This window comes from Rhizobium sp. FKL33, from assembly GCF_005222915.1.
GTDB lineage: Bacteria > Pseudomonadota > Alphaproteobacteria > Rhizobiales > Rhizobiaceae > Rhizobium_E.
In genome coordinates this window covers 59,107-76,707 of sequence record NZ_STFX01000052.1, presented here as the reverse complement: position 1 = coordinate 76,707, position 17,601 = coordinate 59,107, and the positions used below count along the sequence as shown (strand labels likewise).

The window sequence follows — 17,601 nt, the reverse complement described above, 5'->3', positions numbered from 1 at the left end:
TTATGTCGGGCGCATATGCTTGTCGCAGGCGAGCGAATTGCGGATAAGCAGATCCGGGGAGTTTCAAAAGTCGTAAACACCCGGCGGCGCAAGACTGGAGACATGAATGCGATATCTCGTCCAGATCCTCACCGGCCTCGTGTTTTTTGTGGTGGGCGCATTGATCCTCATGCATTTCATGCCGGGCTCCGCATCGCTCGCCCGCTCCATCGGCGTGCCCGATCCGGTGATCGCTCTGGTGGCGCGTGAGGAGCCGGATGCGCAGCCGGCCCAATCCAACAATCGCCGCCGCAATCAAGGGCCGCTGGTCGTGGTGGTCGAACCCGCGGGCGAGGGACGCGTCAATGACCGGCTGACCGCGCTCGGCGATGGCGACGCCATCCGTTCGGTTGCGGTGACCCCGTTCGTGTCCGGCCAGATCGCCGAAGTGATGGTCAATGCCGGCGATCGGGTGAAGCAGGGGCAGGTGCTGGCCCGGCTCGACGACGAGGTCGAGAAGATTGCGCTTGATCGCGCCAAGGTCGAGCTGCAAAGCGCCGAGACGACGCTGACCCGCAACCGCGATCTCAAGAAGATCGTCTCGGGCGCCGACCTGCAGGTGGCGGAAGCGGCGGTGGAGACCGCGCGTCTCGCCGTGGCCGAGGCCGACGTCAATCTCGAACGCCGACTGATCCGCTCGCCGATCGACGGCGTCGCCGGCATCGTCAACATCACCAAGGGCGATTACATCACCTCCGCCACGCAGATCGTGACGGTCGACGACCGGTCGCGGCTGCTGGTCGATTTCTGGGCGCCGGAGCGCTTTGCGGGACTGGTCGAGGAGGGGCAGGAGATATCGGCGCAGCCGATCGCCCGGCCGGGCAAGAGCTATGTGGGCAAGATCGCGGCCATCGACAATCGCATCGATCCCGCCAGCCGCACCATTCATCTGCGCGCCGAGATCGCCAATGACGGTGACGAGTTGCGCGCCGGCCAATCCTTCGAGGTGACGCTGGCGCTCGGCGGCGACCGCTGGCCAAGCGTCAGTCCGCTGTCGGTGCAATGGGATAGCCAGGGCTCCTTCGTGTGGCGCGTTCGGGATCACAAGGTCGAGCGCGTGGCCGCCGCCGTGATCGAGCGCAATCCCGATCGTGTTCTGGTCGACGCCAAGCTTGCCGCCGGCGACATGATCGTCACCGAGGGCCTGCAGCGGTTGCGCAACGGCGCCGAGGTGCAGATCTACGGCGAAAAGAAAAAGGACGCCGATAAGGTGGCGGACGCCGCGCCCACGGTGAAACCATGAGCGGCGGCGCGCTGAAACAGGCCTTTTCGGCCGCGCTCTTCGTCCGACGCCCGATCCTCGCGCTCGTCGTCAACGCCTTGATCGTGGTGGCGGGGCTTGCAGCGCTGAGCGGCGTCGAAGTGCGCGAATTGCCGTCCGTCGACCAGCCCGTGATCACCGTGCGCACGGAACTCAACGGCGCATCGCCCGAAACCATCGACCGCGAAGTCACCGACGTCATCGAAGGCGCGGTGGCGCGGGTGACAGGGCTCAAATCCGTGTCCTCCGTCTCCGCCTTCGGCTCCAGCCGCGTGACGCTCGAATTCACCGACACCACCGATCTCGCGGCGGCGGCGGCTGACGTTCGCGATGCGCTTGGCCGCGTCAACGACACGCTGCCCGAGGATGTGACCGCGCCGCGCATCATCAAGGCGGATTCGGATTCGCAGCCGGTCATGCGGCTCGCGGTCACCTCGACCACGATGCGACCCGAAGACCTGACCGTCTATATAGAGGACAAGATCGAGCCGCGGCTCGCCACCGTCGAGGGCGTCGCCGATCTGCAATATTACGGCGAGCGCGAAAAGGCGTTCCGCATCGACATCAACCAGGCGAAACTCGCAAGCCGCGGCCTGACCATCGCCGATATCCGCACGGCGCTCGCCAATGCCGCGCTCGACGTGCCGGCGGGCTCCATCGAAAGCGCCCAGACCGACATCGTCGTGCGCGCCACCTCCGACATCACCACGCCGGAAGCCTTCGAGAAACTGATCATTTCCGGCCGCGTGCGGCTCGGCGACGTGGCCGACGTGTCGCTCGGCGCCGAAGAGGGCACCTCGTCGCTGCGCTCCAACGGCGCGCCGGGCGTCGGCCTCGGCGTCATCCGCCAGGCGCAGTCCAACACGCTCGACATTTCCCGGGGCATCCGCGCCGCCGTGGCCGAGATCTCCAAGACCTTGCCCGAGGGCATGACGATCCGCGTCACCTCCGACGACGCCAACTTCATTCGCGGCGCCATTCACGAAGTGGTGGTGTCGCTGGTGCTGGCCGTGGTCATCGTGGTGGCGGTGATCTATCTTTTCCTGCGCAGCCTGTCGGCGACGCTGATCCCGACGATCACCATGCCGGTGGCGCTGATCGGCACGCTGGCGGCGCTTTATCTCGCCGGTTTCTCGATCAATATCCTGACGCTGCTCGCCATCGTGCTCGCCACCGGCATGGTGGTGGACGACGCGATCGTGGTGCTCGAAAACATCGTGCGCTTCCGCGCCCAGGGCATGGGTCCGCGCGCGGCGGCAGTGCTCGGCACACAGCAGGTGTTCTTCGCCGTGGTGGCGACCACGATCACGCTCGCCGCCGTCTTCGTGCCGCTCGCCTTCCTGCCCGGACAGGCCGGCGGACTGTTCCGTGAATTCGGCTTTGCGCTGGCGATCTCGGTGATGTTGTCGGGCGTCGTGGCGCTGACGCTCTGCCCGATGCTCGCCTCGCGCTTCATCGGCGCGCAGGACATCGAGCATGGCGGCAGCGGCGGTCTGATCGGCGCCTTCGGCCGCGGCTTCGCCTATATCTATGAGAAATCGCTCGCCGTGATGCTGGCTGCGCCGGGGCCGGTGATTGCGCTGTCGCTGCTGTTTTCCTTCGCCGCGGCTGTGACCTTCTTCGCGCTGCCGCAGGAACTGACGCCGCGCGAGGACCGGGCGACAGTGCTGGTCCGCGCCCAGACGCCGCAGGGATCGAGCCTCGCTTACACCGAAGAGCAGTTGCGCCGGGTGCAGGCCGAATTGCAGCCGCTCGTCGATTCCGGCGAGGTCGTCAACATGTTCGTGATTTCGGGGCAAGGCGGCAACGCCAATTCCGGCTTCATGGTGCTGACGCTGGCGCCCTGGGAAAAGCGCGTCCGCAGCCAGGCGGAGATTTCCGACGACGTGCGCGCGGCGCTGCGCGTCGCGCCCGCGCTGCAGGCCAATATCGTGCAGCCCAACAGTCTCGGCATTCGCGGCGCCGGCGGCGGCTTGAATTTTGCGCTCACGGGCAACGACTATGACGCGCTTTACGCCTCCGCCGCCAAGATGATCGACGCGCTCAACGCCACCGGCCGTTTCGAGCTGGTGCGGCTGGACGCCGACCCGACCCAGGCGCAGATCTCGGTCAATATCGATCGCGAGCGCGCCGCCGATATCGGCGTCGACATCAACGGACTGGCGTCGGCGCTACAGGCGCTGCTCAGCGGCTCCAGCATCGGCGACGTGTTCCTCGACGGCCGCCGCATCGCCCTGTTCCTGACCTCGTCGAGCAATCCGGTCAACGATCCGCAGGATCTCGAAAACATCTTCCTGAAGACCACCGACGGCAAATTCGTGCCGCTCTCCACCGTCGCCACGCTACAGGAACGGTCGATCCCGCCGCAGCTCGCCCGCGAGAACCAGACCCGCGCCGTCAGCATCACGGCCAGCCCCAAGGGCGATCTCGGTCTCGGCGATGCGCTGGCGCTGGCGCAATCCATCGCGGCCAAGACGCTGCCTGATGGGGTCGGGCTGCTGCCGCTGTCCGAGGCCGCAACCCTCGGCGACAGCTCCTCCGGCATGGTGCTGGTGTTCGGCTTTGCGCTGGTGATCATCTTCCTGGTGCTGGCGGCGCAGTTCGAGAGTTTCCTGTCGGCGGTGATCATCATGGCCACCGTGCCGCTGGGGCTGGCCTGCGCGGTGTTCGCCATGGCTCTCACTGGCCAGAGCGTCAATATCTACAGCCAGATCGGCCTGGTGTTGCTGGTCGGCATCATGGCCAAGAACGGCATCCTGATCGTCGAATTCGCCAATCAGCTCCGCGACGAAGGCCAATCGGTGGGCGACGCCATCCGCAACGCCTGCCGCATACGCTTGAGGCCTGTGATGATGACGATGATCGCCACGGTGCTCGGCGGGGTGCCGCTGACGCTGGCCGTGGGCGCGGGCGCAGAAGCGCGCGTGGCGCTCGGCTGGGTGATCGTCGGCGGTCTGGGCCTCGCCACGCTGGTCACGCTTTACATCACGCCGGTCGCCTATCTGCTGATCGCCGGACTGACCAAACCGCATGCGCATGAAGAGGAGAGGTTGGCGCGGGAAATGAGCGAGGCGGAGGCGCGCGACCTTGACGACATGCCGCTCGCGGCCGCGTGACCGGAGGCGACGATGATCCGCAAATGTTCAGTGACGCTGAACGGCCACCGCACGTCCTTCTCCCTCGAAGAGGAGTTTCATGCCGAGCTTCGCGCCATCGCGGCCGAACGCGGCCTGTCGCTCGCCGGCCTGATCGCCGAAGTCGACGAGGGCCGCGACGAGGGCGACAATCTTTCGTCCGCGCTCCGGGTCTATGTGCTTCGCGCCGTGAGAAACCGGGCCGGGCCACCGCCGGCGGGTGATTGAGGGAGATCGAGCGCGGCCCCGGACTTACAAGGGGCGGTCGTTCGACGAGATCTCACTGCACTGCCGGCGCATCGCCGTTGAGGCTGTCATCCAGAGCTTTCTCCGCCTTGCGGCGCTCTTCCTCTTCGCGTGCGAGGCGGGCGAGGGCTTCCTGCTGTTCTTGCAACAACCGCGCCTCGTTCAGAGCCTTCTGCCGCAGCCTTTCGCGTTCGGCGGCCTTGGCTTTCCAGAGCATGGTTTCTCGCCGCAGGCGCTGCTTCTCCTGCATCTTGGCCTGAAGAATTTCGACGCGACGGCGCTCTTGCTCGAATTTCCTCAGCGATAGGAAATTGCTCATGGCGGTGATGTCCGCCTTGCGCTCCGGCGCAGCGAAGGGACCCTGGAACGCGAGCGTTACCGAAGGTTCGGCCCCGCTCATGCGCTCTTCGCCGGGATCGAAGGCAAGCGTCATCTGCCCGTCGAGCGCGCCCGTGGCGAGTTCGATCGAGCCCTGCGCGTCGAGCCGCGCGCCGTTGGTCATCACGCCCGAGACCTTGTCGGCGCGTAGTTTCGCGCCTGCCACGGAAAAGGGAATTTCGAGCTTGTCCGCCTTTATGCTTCCCGAGAAGAGAGCGTTCTCGATCAGCGGGCGAAGCGCGGCGTCGGTGAACTGGCCGTCGATCTTGTCGGCTTCGGCGAGAAGCGGCGGCACCGTTCCGGCATTCAGGCCGTTGATGGTGAGATCGTTGAGCGTCAGCGCGCCGGAGCCGGTGGCGCCGTCGAGCAGCGCCCTGGGGCTGTCGCCAGCGGCGTCCAGGGTCATGACGAGATCGGCGCTCGACGCCGCCGCGGGCTGGCCGGCGAACCGCCAGAAGCTCGTCTTGAGGCTGGCGTCCTTGACCGACAAGCGGGCGCGGAGATAGCCCGAACCCTCGGTGTCGCCGAGTTCCGCCTGGCCGCCGAAGGCGCCGCCGAGAAGATTGCCCTTTGCGCCCGACAGCGCCAAGCGCCCGGGCTCCATGGTGATCTGGCTGGAAAAATCGGTGATCAGGGCCAGCGCGCCGATGCGCATCGTCTTCGCATTCAGCCCGAGGCTGACATTGAAGGGCGTGACCGGCCGCTTGGGCAGGGAAGCCGCCGACAGATTGCCGTCGAGATCCTGAAGCGGACCATAGACGGTTTCGGCGAGCCAGCCGAAATCGGCGGCGTCGATCGAGAATTCGCCGCCCACGCTCGGGACGGTTTGCGTGCGGTCGAGGCTGGCTGCGCCGGAGAAGGCGTTGCCGTCGGCTTTGCCGGTGACGTTCTCGAAGGCGACGGCGTCCCGTTCCGAATAGATGTTGGCGCTGACAGAGAAGGGCATGCCTTCGATCAGGCGCGGCAGCGCCACGCCGTTCATGGCGAGGTAGGGGGCGATGTCGCCGCTTTCGAGGCTGAGCGCATAGGAGCCGGACAGGAAACGACCGGCGTCGAGCGCCGTCTGGCCGCGCAGCGTGAGATCCGTGGTGCCCGAGTTGAAGGTCAGATTCACCTGTGGATCGGCGTCGGCCGGCTGATCGACCTTGAGCGTCAGCAGGCCGTCCTGATCAGCGTCGACGGGCAGCGTGTTGAGCCCCGCCTGACCGAGCATGACCCAGGCGTCGGGGTTTTCGATCGTGGCGTCGAGCGAAAGCCCGCCGGAATTGGCGAGGTCGAGGCTTTGGGCCGCGAGCTTGCCGCTCAGGCGGCTGCCATGGGCGATGCCCGACAGCGTCGCCTCGATCGGCCAGTCGCCCTTGCCGATCGTGAGATCGATGAGGAAGTCCGAGCCTTCGTAATAGCGCGCATTTCCGGCAAGCCGCGCGAGCGCCGGATGATTGGGCAGCCGCTCCGCCATCAGCGCGAAGAGGCGCGAGGGATCTTCGGATTTGACGCTGATGCGGGCTGCGCCTGTCGGCCGTTCCGCCAGCCGGTCGAAGCCGCCTTCGACGCCGATGCGGGCGCCATAGAAATCGCCGAGCGTCAGGCGCGCGTCGGTAAGCGCGCCCTGCGACAGGGAGATCGCCGCCTCGACATCGCGCGCCTTGAGGCCGAGACCGGAGAAGTGATCGAATTTGAGCCGCGCGCCGATACGGTGATCGAGAAGATCGGCGGTCTGGGTTTCGCCGGTCACCAGGCTCGCAAGCGCGGTCATCGTTTCCAGGTCGAAATCGTTGCCGGAGAGTTCGGTCGACAGAGCCGGCTGTTCGCCGTCGTTCATCTCATGTTCGAGCCGGCCGGTGAGATGGGCGTCGCCGAAGACGATTTCGAGATTTTCGAAGCGCTGCAGATCGGGCGTCAGGCTCACATTGGCGGAAAAACCGGCCGTCTTGAGACGGCGGATGGCGTCCGGCGTCTTGCCGGTCACCCATTCGGCAAAACCCGACGGCTGGTTGGAGGCGAGCAGCAATTCGCCCTGAAAGCCCTGCGCGGCGGCGAGCGTCAGTTTGCCCTTGGCGGAGAGCCGCGTCCGGCCGGGCAGTTCCGCTTCGGCCTCGTCGATCAGCCAGCCGTCGCCGGCCGGCCGCGTCTTGAGCGTGATGTTGCGGATCACCGTGTCGTCGGCGATCACGGCCGGAAGGGTGATTTCGGCGCGGCCCGGCATCGGCGGCACGGGAATGTCGCCGGCCAGCGCCAGGAAAGCCCGCAGGCGGTCCTTGAGCGGCAGGGCCGCGCTTTCGCCTTCGCCGCCGCCGATCCGGCTCATGTCGACCTGCTGGCCGGCAGCCGTCAGCAGGAATTCCGGATTGCGGCCGGCGTCGATCGTCGCCTCGCCGGTGACGGTGTAGGGATCGTCGACCGGTCCCATGGAGAACTGGTACTTGTCGATGCGGATGCGATCGTTGTTGAGCCTGAAGTCGCCGGTGACGCGCGGCGCGGTGGCCGAAACCGCGTCAGTCTCGCCGCCCTCGCGCTCGGAAGCCAGCTGCCGACGCAAGCGGAAAGAGCCGGCATATTCCGGCCGGAGATCCTTGAGCCCGATCAGCCCTTCCATTTCGGCTGCGACCGCCGGGCTCTGGGGCATGAGCCGCAGCTTGAGGAAGACCTTGTCGTTTTCGGGCACATTGGTGGAGAGCGCGAAACTGCCGCGCTGGCCGTCCGCCGCGCCGGTTCCGGCGACTTTCCAGGGCCCTGCGAGCGTCTTGGCGGACAGGTCGAGATCGAGATCGGTGAGCTTGCGGGTGCGGCCGGTCTGTTCGTCGATGAAGTCGACGGCGCCGTCGGTGACCTGGACCTTTTCGAGCACCACGCTAGAGGCGGGAATGCGCGGTTCGCCGGTCTTCACCCAGTCGAGCGCGCCATCGGCGCCGAGCCGCAGCGTCACTTTGGGCTGGTCGATGCGCATGTTGTAGATCAGCGCCTCGCCGCTCAGGAAGGGCGCGAGCTCGGTTTCCATCGAAAAGCTCTTGGCCGAGACCAGCGCGCCGCCCTGGCCATCCTCGCCGACGCGGACATCGGTCAGCGTCACCGAGGGGAAGGGCAGGAGCCGGGCGTCCACCGAGCCATGCACCACCACCTTCTTGCCGATGATGCGGCTCGCCTGATTTTCGAAATCCTGTCGAAAATTCGTCCAGTCGACGAAATAGGGGGCGATCAGCGCTGAAAACAGCGCTGCGGCCACCAGGCTTCCGACGACGATGAACAGGCGCGCCAGCACGGTCTTGTCTTCCTCTGGTTCTGTCGGTCAGGGCGCGCGGCGGGACTATCCGGCCGCGCTAGTCGATTGTAGGTTAAGGGATATTGTCGATGACGCAAGCGCGAAGGCGGCTCATCCCCGGTCGAGCGCGAAGATCTTTCCGGGGTTGAAGATATTGAGTGGATCGAGGGCGGTCTTGACCTGCCGCATCAGGTCGACAGCGCCGCCCAATTCGGCCTCCAGAAACTCCTGCTTGCCTTGGCCGATGCCGTGTTCGCCGGTGCAGGTGCCGTCCATGGCGAGCGCGCGGGCGTTCAGACGTTCGATGAAGGCCTCGGCGCGAGCGATGTCGGCGGGGTCCTTGTCGTCGACGATCAGCGAGACATGGAAATTGCCGTCGCCGGCATGGCCGACAATCGGCCCCTCGAGACCATGCGCGTCGAGATCGGCCTCGGTTTCGGTCACGCAGTCTGCGAGGCGCGAGATCGGCACGCAGACATCGGTGGCGAGCACGGCCTTGCCATGCGCGAGCGCCTTGACCGACCAGAACACATTGTGCCGGGCCTTCCAGATCTTCGCGCGCTCCTCGGCGTTGGAGGTCGCGACATAGCCCGTCGCGCCGTTGTCGCGGGCCACCTCGCCGAAGGCCTCGACCTGCAGCCCCACCGAGGCGGGCGAGCCGTGGAATTCGACGAAGAGCGACGGCTGCACCGGTAGCGTGAGCCCCGAATAGGCGTTGCAGGCCGCGACCTGCGGCGCATTCATGAGTTCGATCCGCGCCACGGGAATGCCGAGCTGGATGGTCATGATCACCGCTTCGCAAGCGTGCTTGAGCGAGGGGAAGGTGCAGTAGCCGCCGGCGATCTCCTCCGGAATGCCCTGGAGACGGAGCGTCACGGAGGTGATGACGCCGAGCGTGCCCTCGGCGCCGACGAACAGTCGGGTGAGATCATAGCCGGCCGAGGATTTGCGGGCGCGGTGGGCGGTGCGGATTTCCTCGCCATTGGCGGTGACCACGGTCAGCGCCAACACATTGTCCTTCATCGTGCCGTAACGCACGGCGTTCGTGCCCGAGGCGCGGGTCGAGGCCATGCCCCCGATCGAGGCGTTGGCGCCGGGGTCGATCGGGAAGAACAGGCCGGTGTCGCGCAGATGCGTGTTGAGCTCCTCGCGGGTCAAGCCCGGTTCGACGGTGCAATCGAGATCCTCGGCATTGACCGAGAGAACGCGGTTCATGCGGCTGAAATCGAGCGAGAAGCCGCCTGAGGCGGCATTGACCTGACCTTCCAGCGAAGAGCCTGCGCCGAAGGGGATGAGCGGGACGCGATAGTCTGCGGCGATGCGGACCGCCGCCTTCACGTCGTCGGCGCTTTCGATGAAGATCACGCCGTCGGGCGCCTGAGAGGGAACCCAGGTGGTGGTGTGGCAATGCTGGTCGCGATAGGCTTGCGCCGTCGAGAAACGCTGTCCGAAAAGTTCGGCATAGGCGGAGGCGGCTTTGGCGATGCCGGTTTCGTTGCGGACCCCCGGCTTGATCTTGGAGATGCCCATATGTCAAAAACTCCCTGCGAGACGCGTCGACGCGGCGGCTTGATCTTTGCCTAACTCGTTATAAATAAGAATGTTATGACGTACTTAAGCGTGAGCTCGCCTTGGTTGAACCCATCACTTTCGACACGCCTGTTATCGCCTATGGACTGCGCACCGAACAAGCTTGGTTCGACCCCGCCGGCAGCCTTTCACCATGGGGCATGGCGCGCATCTTCGACGGAATCGCCGAAAGCGGCTTCGCCATCCTCGACTGCGGCGAGGCTTATCGCGCGCGGAGCGGCTGCGCAATGGCGCCAAGACAGGCTATGACAAGCTATCTCGAACCGATCAGGCAGGCGACGCCTTTGCGTGGATCGTTTCGGTTGCTCAATGCAGGCGGCTCCGTTCTGCATATCTATCTCGAAATCTACGATGCCATTGGCCGTTTGTCGGCTGCCCAGGAGGCGACCTACGCGCTCATTCGAAACGATGGACTGATTGCCGAATTTACCGATGTCCAGCGAGACGACATCGCCATCATGCTTCGCTATCACGCCCCACTGCCGAAGCCAAAATATTGCGGCCGGCTGATCGGGCTTGGGGTCGTTTGACGTTCGGAACATGGGGTGTAAGGCCTATAGTGAACCGATCGACAAAGTTTGGTGTCGTAAATCAACCGATTGTTAGCATTTGAACCCAATCATTCCTGCGCTGACAACGGGGATTGAGCATGGCGGCGGCGCAATGGACACTGGACGAGGTCCTCAATCAGTTGAATTCCGGACATGCATGGTCCGGCGGCGAGATCACCTATGCGTTCCCGCAGGATAGCACACGCTATCTGGGTTGGAACGAGGCTGACGGCTTTCTCGCCATGACCGACGCGCAGATCGACATTGTCGAATATGCCTTGGCTGGCTGGGACGAATTGATCGCCGCGAATTTTTCCCGCGTCGACGGCGCCTCCGATATCGAGATCGCCTACACCACGACCGGCATCAGCTACGCTCATGCCTATTATCCCTTCACGGGCAGCGTCTGGTTCAATCCCGAATACGACGATGTCTTCAATCCGGTCGTGGGGGAATACGGCTACGAAACCATCATTCATGAACTCGGCCACGCCCTGGGTCTCGATCACATGGGCGACTACAACGGCAGCGGCGATTGGACGCCATCGAGTTTCCAGGACAGCACCGTGTTGTCGATCATGTCCTATTTCGGTCCGGACCAGTATCTCGGCGAAGGCAAGGTCATGTGGGCCGACTGGGAGAAGGACGGCGTGGTTTATTCCGCCCAGACGCCGATGCTCAACGACATCATGGCGATCCAGTATATCTACGGCGTTGAGACGACGACCCGGACGGGCAACACCGTTTACGGCTTCGGCAGCAACATCACCGGGGCCGCTGCAAACATCTTCGACTTTTCCATCAATGACACGCCGATCCTGACCATCTTCGATTCCGGGGGCGAGGATACGCTCAATCTGAGCGGCTATCTGACGGCAAGCGTGATTTCGTTGATCTCCGGCGCCTTCTCCTCGGTCAACGAAATGACCAACAACATCGCCATCGCCTATACGGCCGTGATCGAAAACGCGGTCGGCGGGGAGGGAGACGACGAGATTACCGGCAATGACGGCGACAACAAGCTCACCGGCGGGGCGGGCGACGACCTTTTGCGCGGCGGGGCGGGGGTGGACGCCGCGATCTTCTCCGGGGCATCTTCCGACTATGTGATCACCGCTTATGACGACGGCTCCTATACGGTTGCCGCACGTGCCGGTTATGAGGGCAAGGACACGCTGATCGATATCGAGACTCTGTCCTTCAGCGACGGCGATGTCGATCTTTTCGACAATTTGTCGCCTGTGCTGGTTGCGTCGCTGGCGGACATCCAGGCAAATGCCGGAACCAACTTCAGTTTCGAGATCTCGCCTTCAGCCTTCGAGGATCCCGATGGCGACCCGCTCTCCTATTCGGCGCAACTTAGCGACGGGTCCGATCTTCCCGACTGGTTGAGCTTCGACGCCGAGGCGCTGACATTCACCGTCGCGCCGAACGCCGGGGATGTCGGCACGATTTCGGTGCGGGTGACAGCCAGCGACGGCGACAAGTCCGCTTCGGATGTTTTCGACATCGTCGTGAAGGAGGCCAATACGGCGCCGGAGGCCAAAGCCGACAAGGCGACCCTTACAGAGGGCAAGACCGTTCTGGTCGATGTGCTCGCCAACGACGCCGACGCCGACAGTGACGGGCTGACGCTGATCTCCGCCTCGGTCTCCTCCGACAATGGCGCGGCCGTGATGGAAGACGGCAAGTTGCGCGTCGCTTATGACGGCGAAGACCTCGCGCGCGGCGAGAAGGCTCAGATCGATATCGCCTATATCGTCACCGACGGCGCATCGATGACCGAGGGCAGCCTCACCGTGACCGTCAACGGCGTCTGGAACACCATCAACGGCACGGGCAAGAAGGACACCCTGTGGGGGAGCGATAGCGACGACCTTCTGCAGGCGTTCAAGGGCAATGACACAATCTACGCTTTCGGCGGAAAGGACACGCTGGACGGCGGGCAGGGGCGGGATATTCTGTGGGGCGACGGCGGCGGCGATGTGTTCTGCTTTGCCGCCAAAAGCGGCCGCGACGTCGTCATGGATTTCTCCGATAAGGACGGCGACCGCATCGATCTCTCAAGGCTTTCGGAGATCACCGGTTATAAGGACCTGGTCCGCAATCATATGAAGGACGATGGCGACGCGGTGATCCAGATCTCGTCTTCGAGTTCCATTCGTCTGGATGGCGTCGAGGCCTCCGACCTCGATCGCGGCGACTTCATCTTCTGACGTCGGCCCAACAAAAAGGCGCGGCGAAAACAGCCGCGCCATCATCCAACGTCACCGAATTTTCAATCCTCTGACGGACGCTCGAGCTTGCCCAGATCCAGCGCGCGTTCGGCCTTGTCGTTCAGGGCCTTTGTCAGCTGCTTTTCGGCTTTCGTGCGTCCGAACGTCACCCGGTTCTGCTCGGCGGTCTTGTCTTTCTCAACCCTGGCCTTCGCCTTGCGGGCCTGCCGGAGATTAATGATGTCGGCCGCCATGGCGCGTCAGTTCTTCTTGCGGAAGGCGTCGAGCGACACCACGGAGCCGCCGGCCTTGGCGTCGTCGCCCTTGGCTTCGCCTTCGGTGGTCTTGGGCTCGTCGGTGGACACCGGATAGGCGGTGATCTCGGCGCTTTCTCCGGCGTCTTCCGCAACGGAGACGTCGAACTCGAGTTCGAAATTCACCGAGGGGTCATAGAAACCGCGCACGGCGGCAAACGGGATCGTCAGCTTTTCGGGCTTGTCGGAGAAGCTCAGGCCGATCTCGAAATAGGCCTCATGCACCTTGAGATCCCAGAACTGATGCTGGACAACGATGGTCATCTGCTCGGGATATTTCGACTTCAGATGCTGCGACAGACGCACGCCCGACGCCTGAGTGAGGAAGGTAATGAAGAAATGATGATCGCCCGGCAGGCTGCCCGTGGCGGAGACTTCCGACAACACCTTGCGGATGACGCCTCTCAGCGCATCCTGAGCCAAAATATCGTAGCGGATGTGATCCTGCCCCATGTCGATTCCCATTTCCAATTCCAGATGTTGGTCTGACTATGCCATTTTCTGATGCTTTGGCAAAGCTTTTCGTCGTCCGGACGGGTGCATGGCGGGTGGGAAGGTAAGTGGAGGCTTCTGTTGCCAGGCGCCTCCGAGCCCCGCCTTACAGTGCTACCCGTAAGGACTTAATTTGGGTTTCTGGCACCGCGATTAAGCAGCGACAGCGTAACCCTGAGCGTTGTTGTCGTTTGCAACTACTCTGTTGACCCGATAACGGTGGTATCATGCCGAGCAAAAAGTCGATCTTTACGCCCTTGTCGATCCTATTTCGCCCCCATCAAAAACGGCTCGCTTCGAGAGCCGTTTTTGGTGGAGGCGCCGGGTACCGCCCCCGGGTCCAATGGGTTTATTGCACCGCCCGTTTATTGCCATAGCCGGCGAACCGGCAGCGTCTATATAGGGCGTGGCTGCCGGCTTGGGAAGTGCGGCGCTCAAGAAAATGGAGCGCTTGTCATCACGCCGTCACAAAAAATCGTCCCTGCATAACCCTCGGCCGCCGTCATTCCAAACTTGTGAGCGGCGGCAAGTCGGCTATATCTGCTCCTCAGCACGAGCTCTTTGCGCCGGAGGCCCGCCATGAAGCAATATCACGAACTTCTCGCCCATGTGCTGGAGCGCGGCGCCGATCGCGGCGACCGGACAGGCACCGGCACGCGCGGCGTGTTCGGCTATCAGATGCGCTTCGACCTCGCCGAAGGGTTTCCGCTCGTCACCACCAAGAAGCTGCATCTGCGCTCGATCATCCACGAACTCCTGTGGTTCCTCAAGGGCGACACCAATATCCGCTATCTGCAGGAAAACGGCGTGACGATCTGGGACGAGTGGGCCGATGAAAACGGCGATCTCGGCCCGGTCTATGGATCGCAATGGCGTTCCTGGCCGGCGCCCGACGGAGGGCAGATCGACCAGATCGCCAATGTGATCGAATCCATCAAGACCAATCCCAATTCGCGCCGTCATATCGTCACCGCCTGGAACCCGGCCGAAGTGGAGCGCATGGCGCTGCCGCCCTGCCATTGCCTGTTCCAGTTCTATGTGTCCGAAGGCAAGCTGTCCTGCCAGCTCTATCAGCGCTCGGCGGACATCTTCCTCGGCGTGCCATTCAACATCGCCGCCTATGCGCTACTGACCATGATGGCAGCGCAGGTGACCGGGCTGAAGCCTGGCGATTTCGTTCACACGCTGGGCGACGCGCATCTCTATTCCAACCACTTCGAGCAGGCGAAGCTGCAGCTCACCCGCACGCCGAAAGCGCTGCCGACCATGAAGATCAATCCCGGGGTCAAGGACATCTTCGGCTTCCGCTACGAGGATTTCGAACTCGTGGGCTACGAGGCCTATGAGAGCATCAAGGCGCCGGTGGCGGTATGACGATCTCTGTCGTTGTGGCCATGGCGGAGAATGGCGTGATCGGGCGCGACAACGGTCTGCCCTGGCGTCAATCCTCCGATCTCAAGCGCTTCAAGGCGATGACCTTGGGCAAGCCGGTGGTGATGGGACGCAAATGCTACGCCTCGATCGGCAGGCCGCTTCCCGGCCGGCCGAACATCGTCATCACCCGCAATCGCGACTTTTCCGCCGACGGCGTCTCCGTCGTTCATGACTATCAAGCCGGCATTGCGCTTGCGAAGGAAGAGGCGAAGCGCCTCGGCGTCGACGAGATCTGCGTGATCGGCGGCGGCGAGATCTATCGCATCGCCATCGACACGGCCGATCTCCTGCATGTCACCCATATTCTCGCCGAGATCGACGGCGACACTTTCTTTCCGGCCATAGATCCGGCGATCTGGGAGGCGGGGGAGCCGGACGAATTGCCGGCTGGCGAAAAAGACGACTATCCGACGCGGTTCGTCACTTACCGGCGGCGATCCGTCACAGGGACATAATTTCAGCAAAAAACGCTGTTCTCTGGCGCTCGTCGTTGAAACACCAGGGGTGGATACCTATAAAGTGTTCGGGAAACCGGCTGTCGTGAATGGTCGGTCTTGAGGTTTGTCAAAAAGAGGTGTGAATGCCCTGGAGCAATCAGAACGGCGGCGGCGGCCCATGGGGCGGCGGCGGCGGCGGTAAAAACCAGGGTCCCTGGGGGCAGGGACCGAACCGGCCGCGCGGCGGCGGAACGCCGCCGGATCTCGACGAGATCATCCGGCGCAGCCAGGATCGGTTGAAAACCATGATCCCCGGCGGCATGAATGGCGGCGTGGTCGTCATCGTGGTGATCCTGCTCGCAGTGTTCTGGCTGCTCAACGCCGTCTACACCGTCCAGCCGGACGAGCGCGGCGTCGAGTCGCTGTTCGGCAAGCCCAAGGAAGAAATCTCGGGCCCGGGCCTGCATTTCGTGATGTGGCCGGTCGAAACCGTAGAGCTGGTCAATGTCGCCGAACAGCAGCAGAAGATCGGCGCCATCGGCGACCAGGGCGAAGGCCTGATGCTCACCGGCGACCAGAACATCGTCAATGTGCAGTTCTCGCTGCTGTTTTCGGTCAGCGATCCGCGCGCCTATCTCTACAATGTCGCCGAGCCCGGCAAGACGCTGTCGCAGGTGGCGGATTCGGTGATGCGCGAAATGGTCGGCCGTCGTCCGGCGCAGGACATTTTCCGCGACAACCGCCAGGCCGTCGCGCAGGAAGTCAAGGACTCGATCCAGCAGACCGCCGATCGCTATCAGCTCGGCGTCGTGGTCAACACCGTGTCGATCGAAGACGTGTCGCCGCCCAAGGAAGTGTCGAGCGCCTTTGATGAAGTCCAGCGCGCCGAGCAGGACGAAGACAAGATGATCGAGCAGTCCAACCAATACGCCAACCAGGTTCGTGGCCAGGCGAATGGTGAGGCCGCCAAGATCCGCGAAGAAGCCGCAGCCTACAAGAACCGCGTCGTCAAGGAAGCGGAAGGCGAGGGACAGCGCTTCCTGTCGGTCTATGAGCAATACAAGAAGGCTCCGGACATCACCCGAAAGCGTCTCTATCTGGAAACCATGGAGCAGGTGCTGCAGAACTCCAAGAAGGTCATCACCGACTCGAACGGCGGTCAGAATGGCGTCGTGCCGCTGCTGCCGCTCAACCAGCTGACCCAGCCGGTCCAGAAGGAGACGCAGAAATGACCAATCGTCTCGCTTTCGCGGCCATTGGCCTGTTCGTCATCGTCGTCGGGCTGTTTTCGTCTTTCTTCATTGTCAACGCCCGCCAGCAGGCGATCGTCATCCGCTTTGGTCAGATCACCGACGTGAAGACCGAACCCGGCATCTATTTCAAGATGCCCTTCGCCTTCCTCGACGCCGACCGCGTCCAGTATGTGTCGAACCAGGAACTGCGTCTGGACCTCGACAATATGCGCGTGCAGGTGTCAGGCGGCAAATTCTATGAAGTCGACGCCTTCCTGGTCTACAAGATCACCAATGCCCGGCTGTTCCGCGAAATCGCCGCCGGTGACGTCGTGCAGGCTGAAAGCCGGCTGCGCACCCGCCTCGATTCGGCTCTGCGCCGCGTCTACGGTCTGCGCGGCTTCGAAGCCGCTCTGTCCAACGAGCGCGCCTCGATGATGAAGGAAGTGCGCAACGACATCACCAAGGATGCGGAGTCCCTCGGCCTCACCATCACCGATGTCCGCATCCGCCGCACGGATCTCACCAAGGAAGTTTCGCAGCAGACCTTCGACCGCATGAAAGCCGAGCGTCTGGCGGAAGCCGAAGCGATCCGCGCACGCGGTAACGAAGGCGCCCAGCGTCGTCGGGCCGTGGCTGATCGCGGCAAGGTGGAAATCGTCGCCGCCGCCAGCAAGGACGCGCAGATCCTCCGCGGTCAGGGCGAAGCCGAGCGCAACCGCATCTATGGCGAGGCTTTCTCCCGCGATCCGGAATTCTACGCCTTCTACCGCTCGATGCAGGCCTATCAGCAGTCGCTGGGGTCGGGGGACTCGACCCTCGTGCTGTCGCCGAACTCGGAATTCTTCCAGTACTTCAACAGCGAAGTTCCGAAATCGGAAACAGCGCCGGCGCCGGCGCAATAAATCCGCCGCTCACGGCGAATTTAATCAGTTGAGAAGGGGTTGCTCTAGCCAGCAGCCCCTTCTTCGTCAAAAATGACGTGCATGCTGCCAGCCTGATTCCGGGCGAGGCGCGC

General features: G+C 63.5%; 13 protein-coding genes and 1 other RNA gene. 9 read left to right on the top strand and 5 right to left on the bottom strand.

The annotated features are described in order from the left end of the window. Positions 1–106: 106 nt before the first annotated feature. Genes E8Q41_RS23135 through E8Q41_RS23125 form a run of 3 tightly spaced genes read left to right on the top strand, consistent with a single transcriptional unit; the run spans position 107 to position 4,662 of the window. Entirely contained in the window at positions 107–1,282 is a 1,176-nt protein-coding gene (locus tag E8Q41_RS23135; protein ID WP_137157928.1) for an efflux RND transporter periplasmic adaptor subunit, read from the top strand. Further along, a complete protein-coding gene (locus E8Q41_RS23130) occupies positions 1,279–4,416 on the top strand; it encodes an efflux RND transporter permease subunit (RefSeq protein ID WP_137157927.1) in 3,138 nt (1,045 codons plus the stop codon). Before E8Q41_RS23135 ends, E8Q41_RS23130 begins: the two co-directional genes overlap by 4 nt. Before the next feature lie 12 nt (positions 4,417–4,428). Continuing rightward, the gene (locus E8Q41_RS23125; RefSeq protein WP_137157926.1) at positions 4,429–4,662 is read left to right on the top strand and encodes a ribbon-helix-helix domain-containing protein; all 234 of its coding nucleotides are present in this window, start codon (positions 4,429–4,431) and stop codon (positions 4,660–4,662) included. A 52-nt stretch (positions 4,663–4,714) separates the two neighbouring features. Here E8Q41_RS23125 and E8Q41_RS23120 read toward each other — a convergent pair whose 3' ends face one another. Both E8Q41_RS23120 and E8Q41_RS23115 read right to left on the bottom strand, forming a co-directional pair. Beyond that, on the bottom strand, positions 4,715–8,317 hold the full coding sequence (locus E8Q41_RS23120; protein WP_137157925.1) for an AsmA family protein: 3,603 nt from the start codon (positions 8,315–8,317) through the stop codon (positions 4,715–4,717). A 111-nt stretch (positions 8,318–8,428) separates the two neighbouring features. Further along, the gene (locus E8Q41_RS23115) at positions 8,429–9,847 is read right to left on the bottom strand and encodes an FAD-linked oxidase C-terminal domain-containing protein (RefSeq protein ID WP_137157924.1); all 1,419 of its coding nucleotides are present in this window, start codon (positions 9,845–9,847) and stop codon (positions 8,429–8,431) included. 101 nt (positions 9,848–9,948) lie between these two features. On the opposite strand from E8Q41_RS23115, the gene E8Q41_RS23110 reads away from it, so the two are divergent. Both E8Q41_RS23110 and E8Q41_RS26180 read left to right on the top strand, forming a co-directional pair. Next, entirely contained in the window at positions 9,949–10,437 is a 489-nt protein-coding gene (locus E8Q41_RS23110; protein WP_137157923.1) for a hypothetical protein, read from the top strand. Between the two features lie 119 nt (positions 10,438–10,556). After that, positions 10,557–12,674, top strand: coding sequence for a M10 family metallopeptidase C-terminal domain-containing protein (locus E8Q41_RS26180; protein ID WP_137157922.1), 2,118 nt, complete (start codon positions 10,557–10,559; stop codon positions 12,672–12,674). A gap of 62 nt (positions 12,675–12,736) precedes the next feature. Here E8Q41_RS26180 and E8Q41_RS23100 read toward each other — a convergent pair whose 3' ends face one another. The 3 genes from E8Q41_RS23100 to ssrA all read right to left on the bottom strand — a co-directional run bounded on the left by E8Q41_RS23100 (position 12,737) and on the right by ssrA (position 13,909). After that, positions 12,737–12,928, bottom strand: a complete 192-nt coding sequence (locus E8Q41_RS23100; protein WP_137157921.1) for a DUF4169 family protein — start codon at positions 12,926–12,928, stop codon at positions 12,737–12,739. 6 nt (positions 12,929–12,934) lie between these two features. Continuing rightward, positions 12,935–13,441 (bottom strand): SspB family protein, encoded by a 507-nt coding sequence (locus tag E8Q41_RS23095; protein WP_137157979.1) that lies wholly within the window; start codon positions 13,439–13,441, stop codon positions 12,935–12,937. A gap of 106 nt (positions 13,442–13,547) precedes the next feature. Further along, positions 13,548–13,909: a transfer-messenger RNA gene (gene ssrA, locus E8Q41_RS23090) on the bottom strand. Positions 13,910–14,059: 150 nt separating this feature from the next. Between ssrA and E8Q41_RS23085 the strand changes: the two genes are divergently transcribed. The 4 genes from E8Q41_RS23085 (at position 14,060) to E8Q41_RS23070 (ending at position 17,488) form a co-directional block, all read left to right on the top strand. Beyond that, positions 14,060–14,854, top strand: coding sequence for a thymidylate synthase (locus E8Q41_RS23085; protein WP_137157920.1), 795 nt, complete (start codon positions 14,060–14,062; stop codon positions 14,852–14,854). Further along, positions 14,851–15,369, top strand: a complete 519-nt coding sequence (locus tag E8Q41_RS23080; RefSeq protein ID WP_137157919.1) for a dihydrofolate reductase — start codon at positions 14,851–14,853, stop codon at positions 15,367–15,369. Before E8Q41_RS23085 ends, E8Q41_RS23080 begins: the two co-directional genes overlap by 4 nt. Positions 15,370–15,494: 125 nt before the next feature. Beyond that, entirely contained in the window at positions 15,495–16,583 is a 1,089-nt protein-coding gene (hflK, locus tag E8Q41_RS23075) for an FtsH protease activity modulator HflK (protein ID WP_137157918.1), read from the top strand. Beyond that, positions 16,580–17,488: a protease modulator HflC gene (locus tag E8Q41_RS23070; protein WP_137157917.1), complete on the top strand. Its 909-nt coding sequence runs from the start codon at positions 16,580–16,582 to the stop codon at positions 17,486–17,488. The genes hflK and E8Q41_RS23070 overlap by 4 nt, the downstream gene beginning before the upstream one ends. Positions 17,489–17,601: the final 113 nt, after the last annotated feature.

Excerpts from the sequence above, each read along its gene's own strand:
- E8Q41_RS23135 (WP_137157928.1), top strand. The coding sequence starts at position 107 with ATGCGATATCTCGTCCAGATCCTCACCGGCCTCGTGTTTTTTGTGGTG.
- E8Q41_RS23130 (WP_137157927.1), top strand. The coding sequence starts at position 1,279 with ATGAGCGGCGGCGCGCTGAAACAGGCCTTTTCGGCCGCGCTCTTCGTC.
- E8Q41_RS23125 (WP_137157926.1), top strand. The coding sequence starts at position 4,429 with ATGATCCGCAAATGTTCAGTGACGCTGAACGGCCACCGCACGTCCTTC.
- E8Q41_RS23115 (WP_137157924.1), bottom strand. The coding sequence starts at position 9,847 with ATGGGCATCTCCAAGATCAAGCCGGGGGTCCGCAACGAAACCGGCATC.
- E8Q41_RS26180 (WP_137157922.1), top strand. The coding sequence starts at position 10,557 with ATGGCGGCGGCGCAATGGACACTGGACGAGGTCCTCAATCAGTTGAAT.
- E8Q41_RS23100 (WP_137157921.1), bottom strand. The coding sequence starts at position 12,928 with ATGGCGGCCGACATCATTAATCTCCGGCAGGCCCGCAAGGCGAAGGCC.
- E8Q41_RS23095 (WP_137157979.1), bottom strand. The coding sequence starts at position 13,441 with ATGGGGCAGGATCACATCCGCTACGATATTTTGGCTCAGGATGCGCTG.
- E8Q41_RS23085 (WP_137157920.1), top strand. The coding sequence starts at position 14,060 with ATGAAGCAATATCACGAACTTCTCGCCCATGTGCTGGAGCGCGGCGCC.
- E8Q41_RS23080 (WP_137157919.1), top strand. The coding sequence starts at position 14,851 with ATGACGATCTCTGTCGTTGTGGCCATGGCGGAGAATGGCGTGATCGGG.
- hflK (WP_137157918.1), top strand. The coding sequence starts at position 15,495 with ATGCCCTGGAGCAATCAGAACGGCGGCGGCGGCCCATGGGGCGGCGGC.
- E8Q41_RS23070 (WP_137157917.1), top strand. The coding sequence starts at position 16,580 with ATGACCAATCGTCTCGCTTTCGCGGCCATTGGCCTGTTCGTCATCGTC.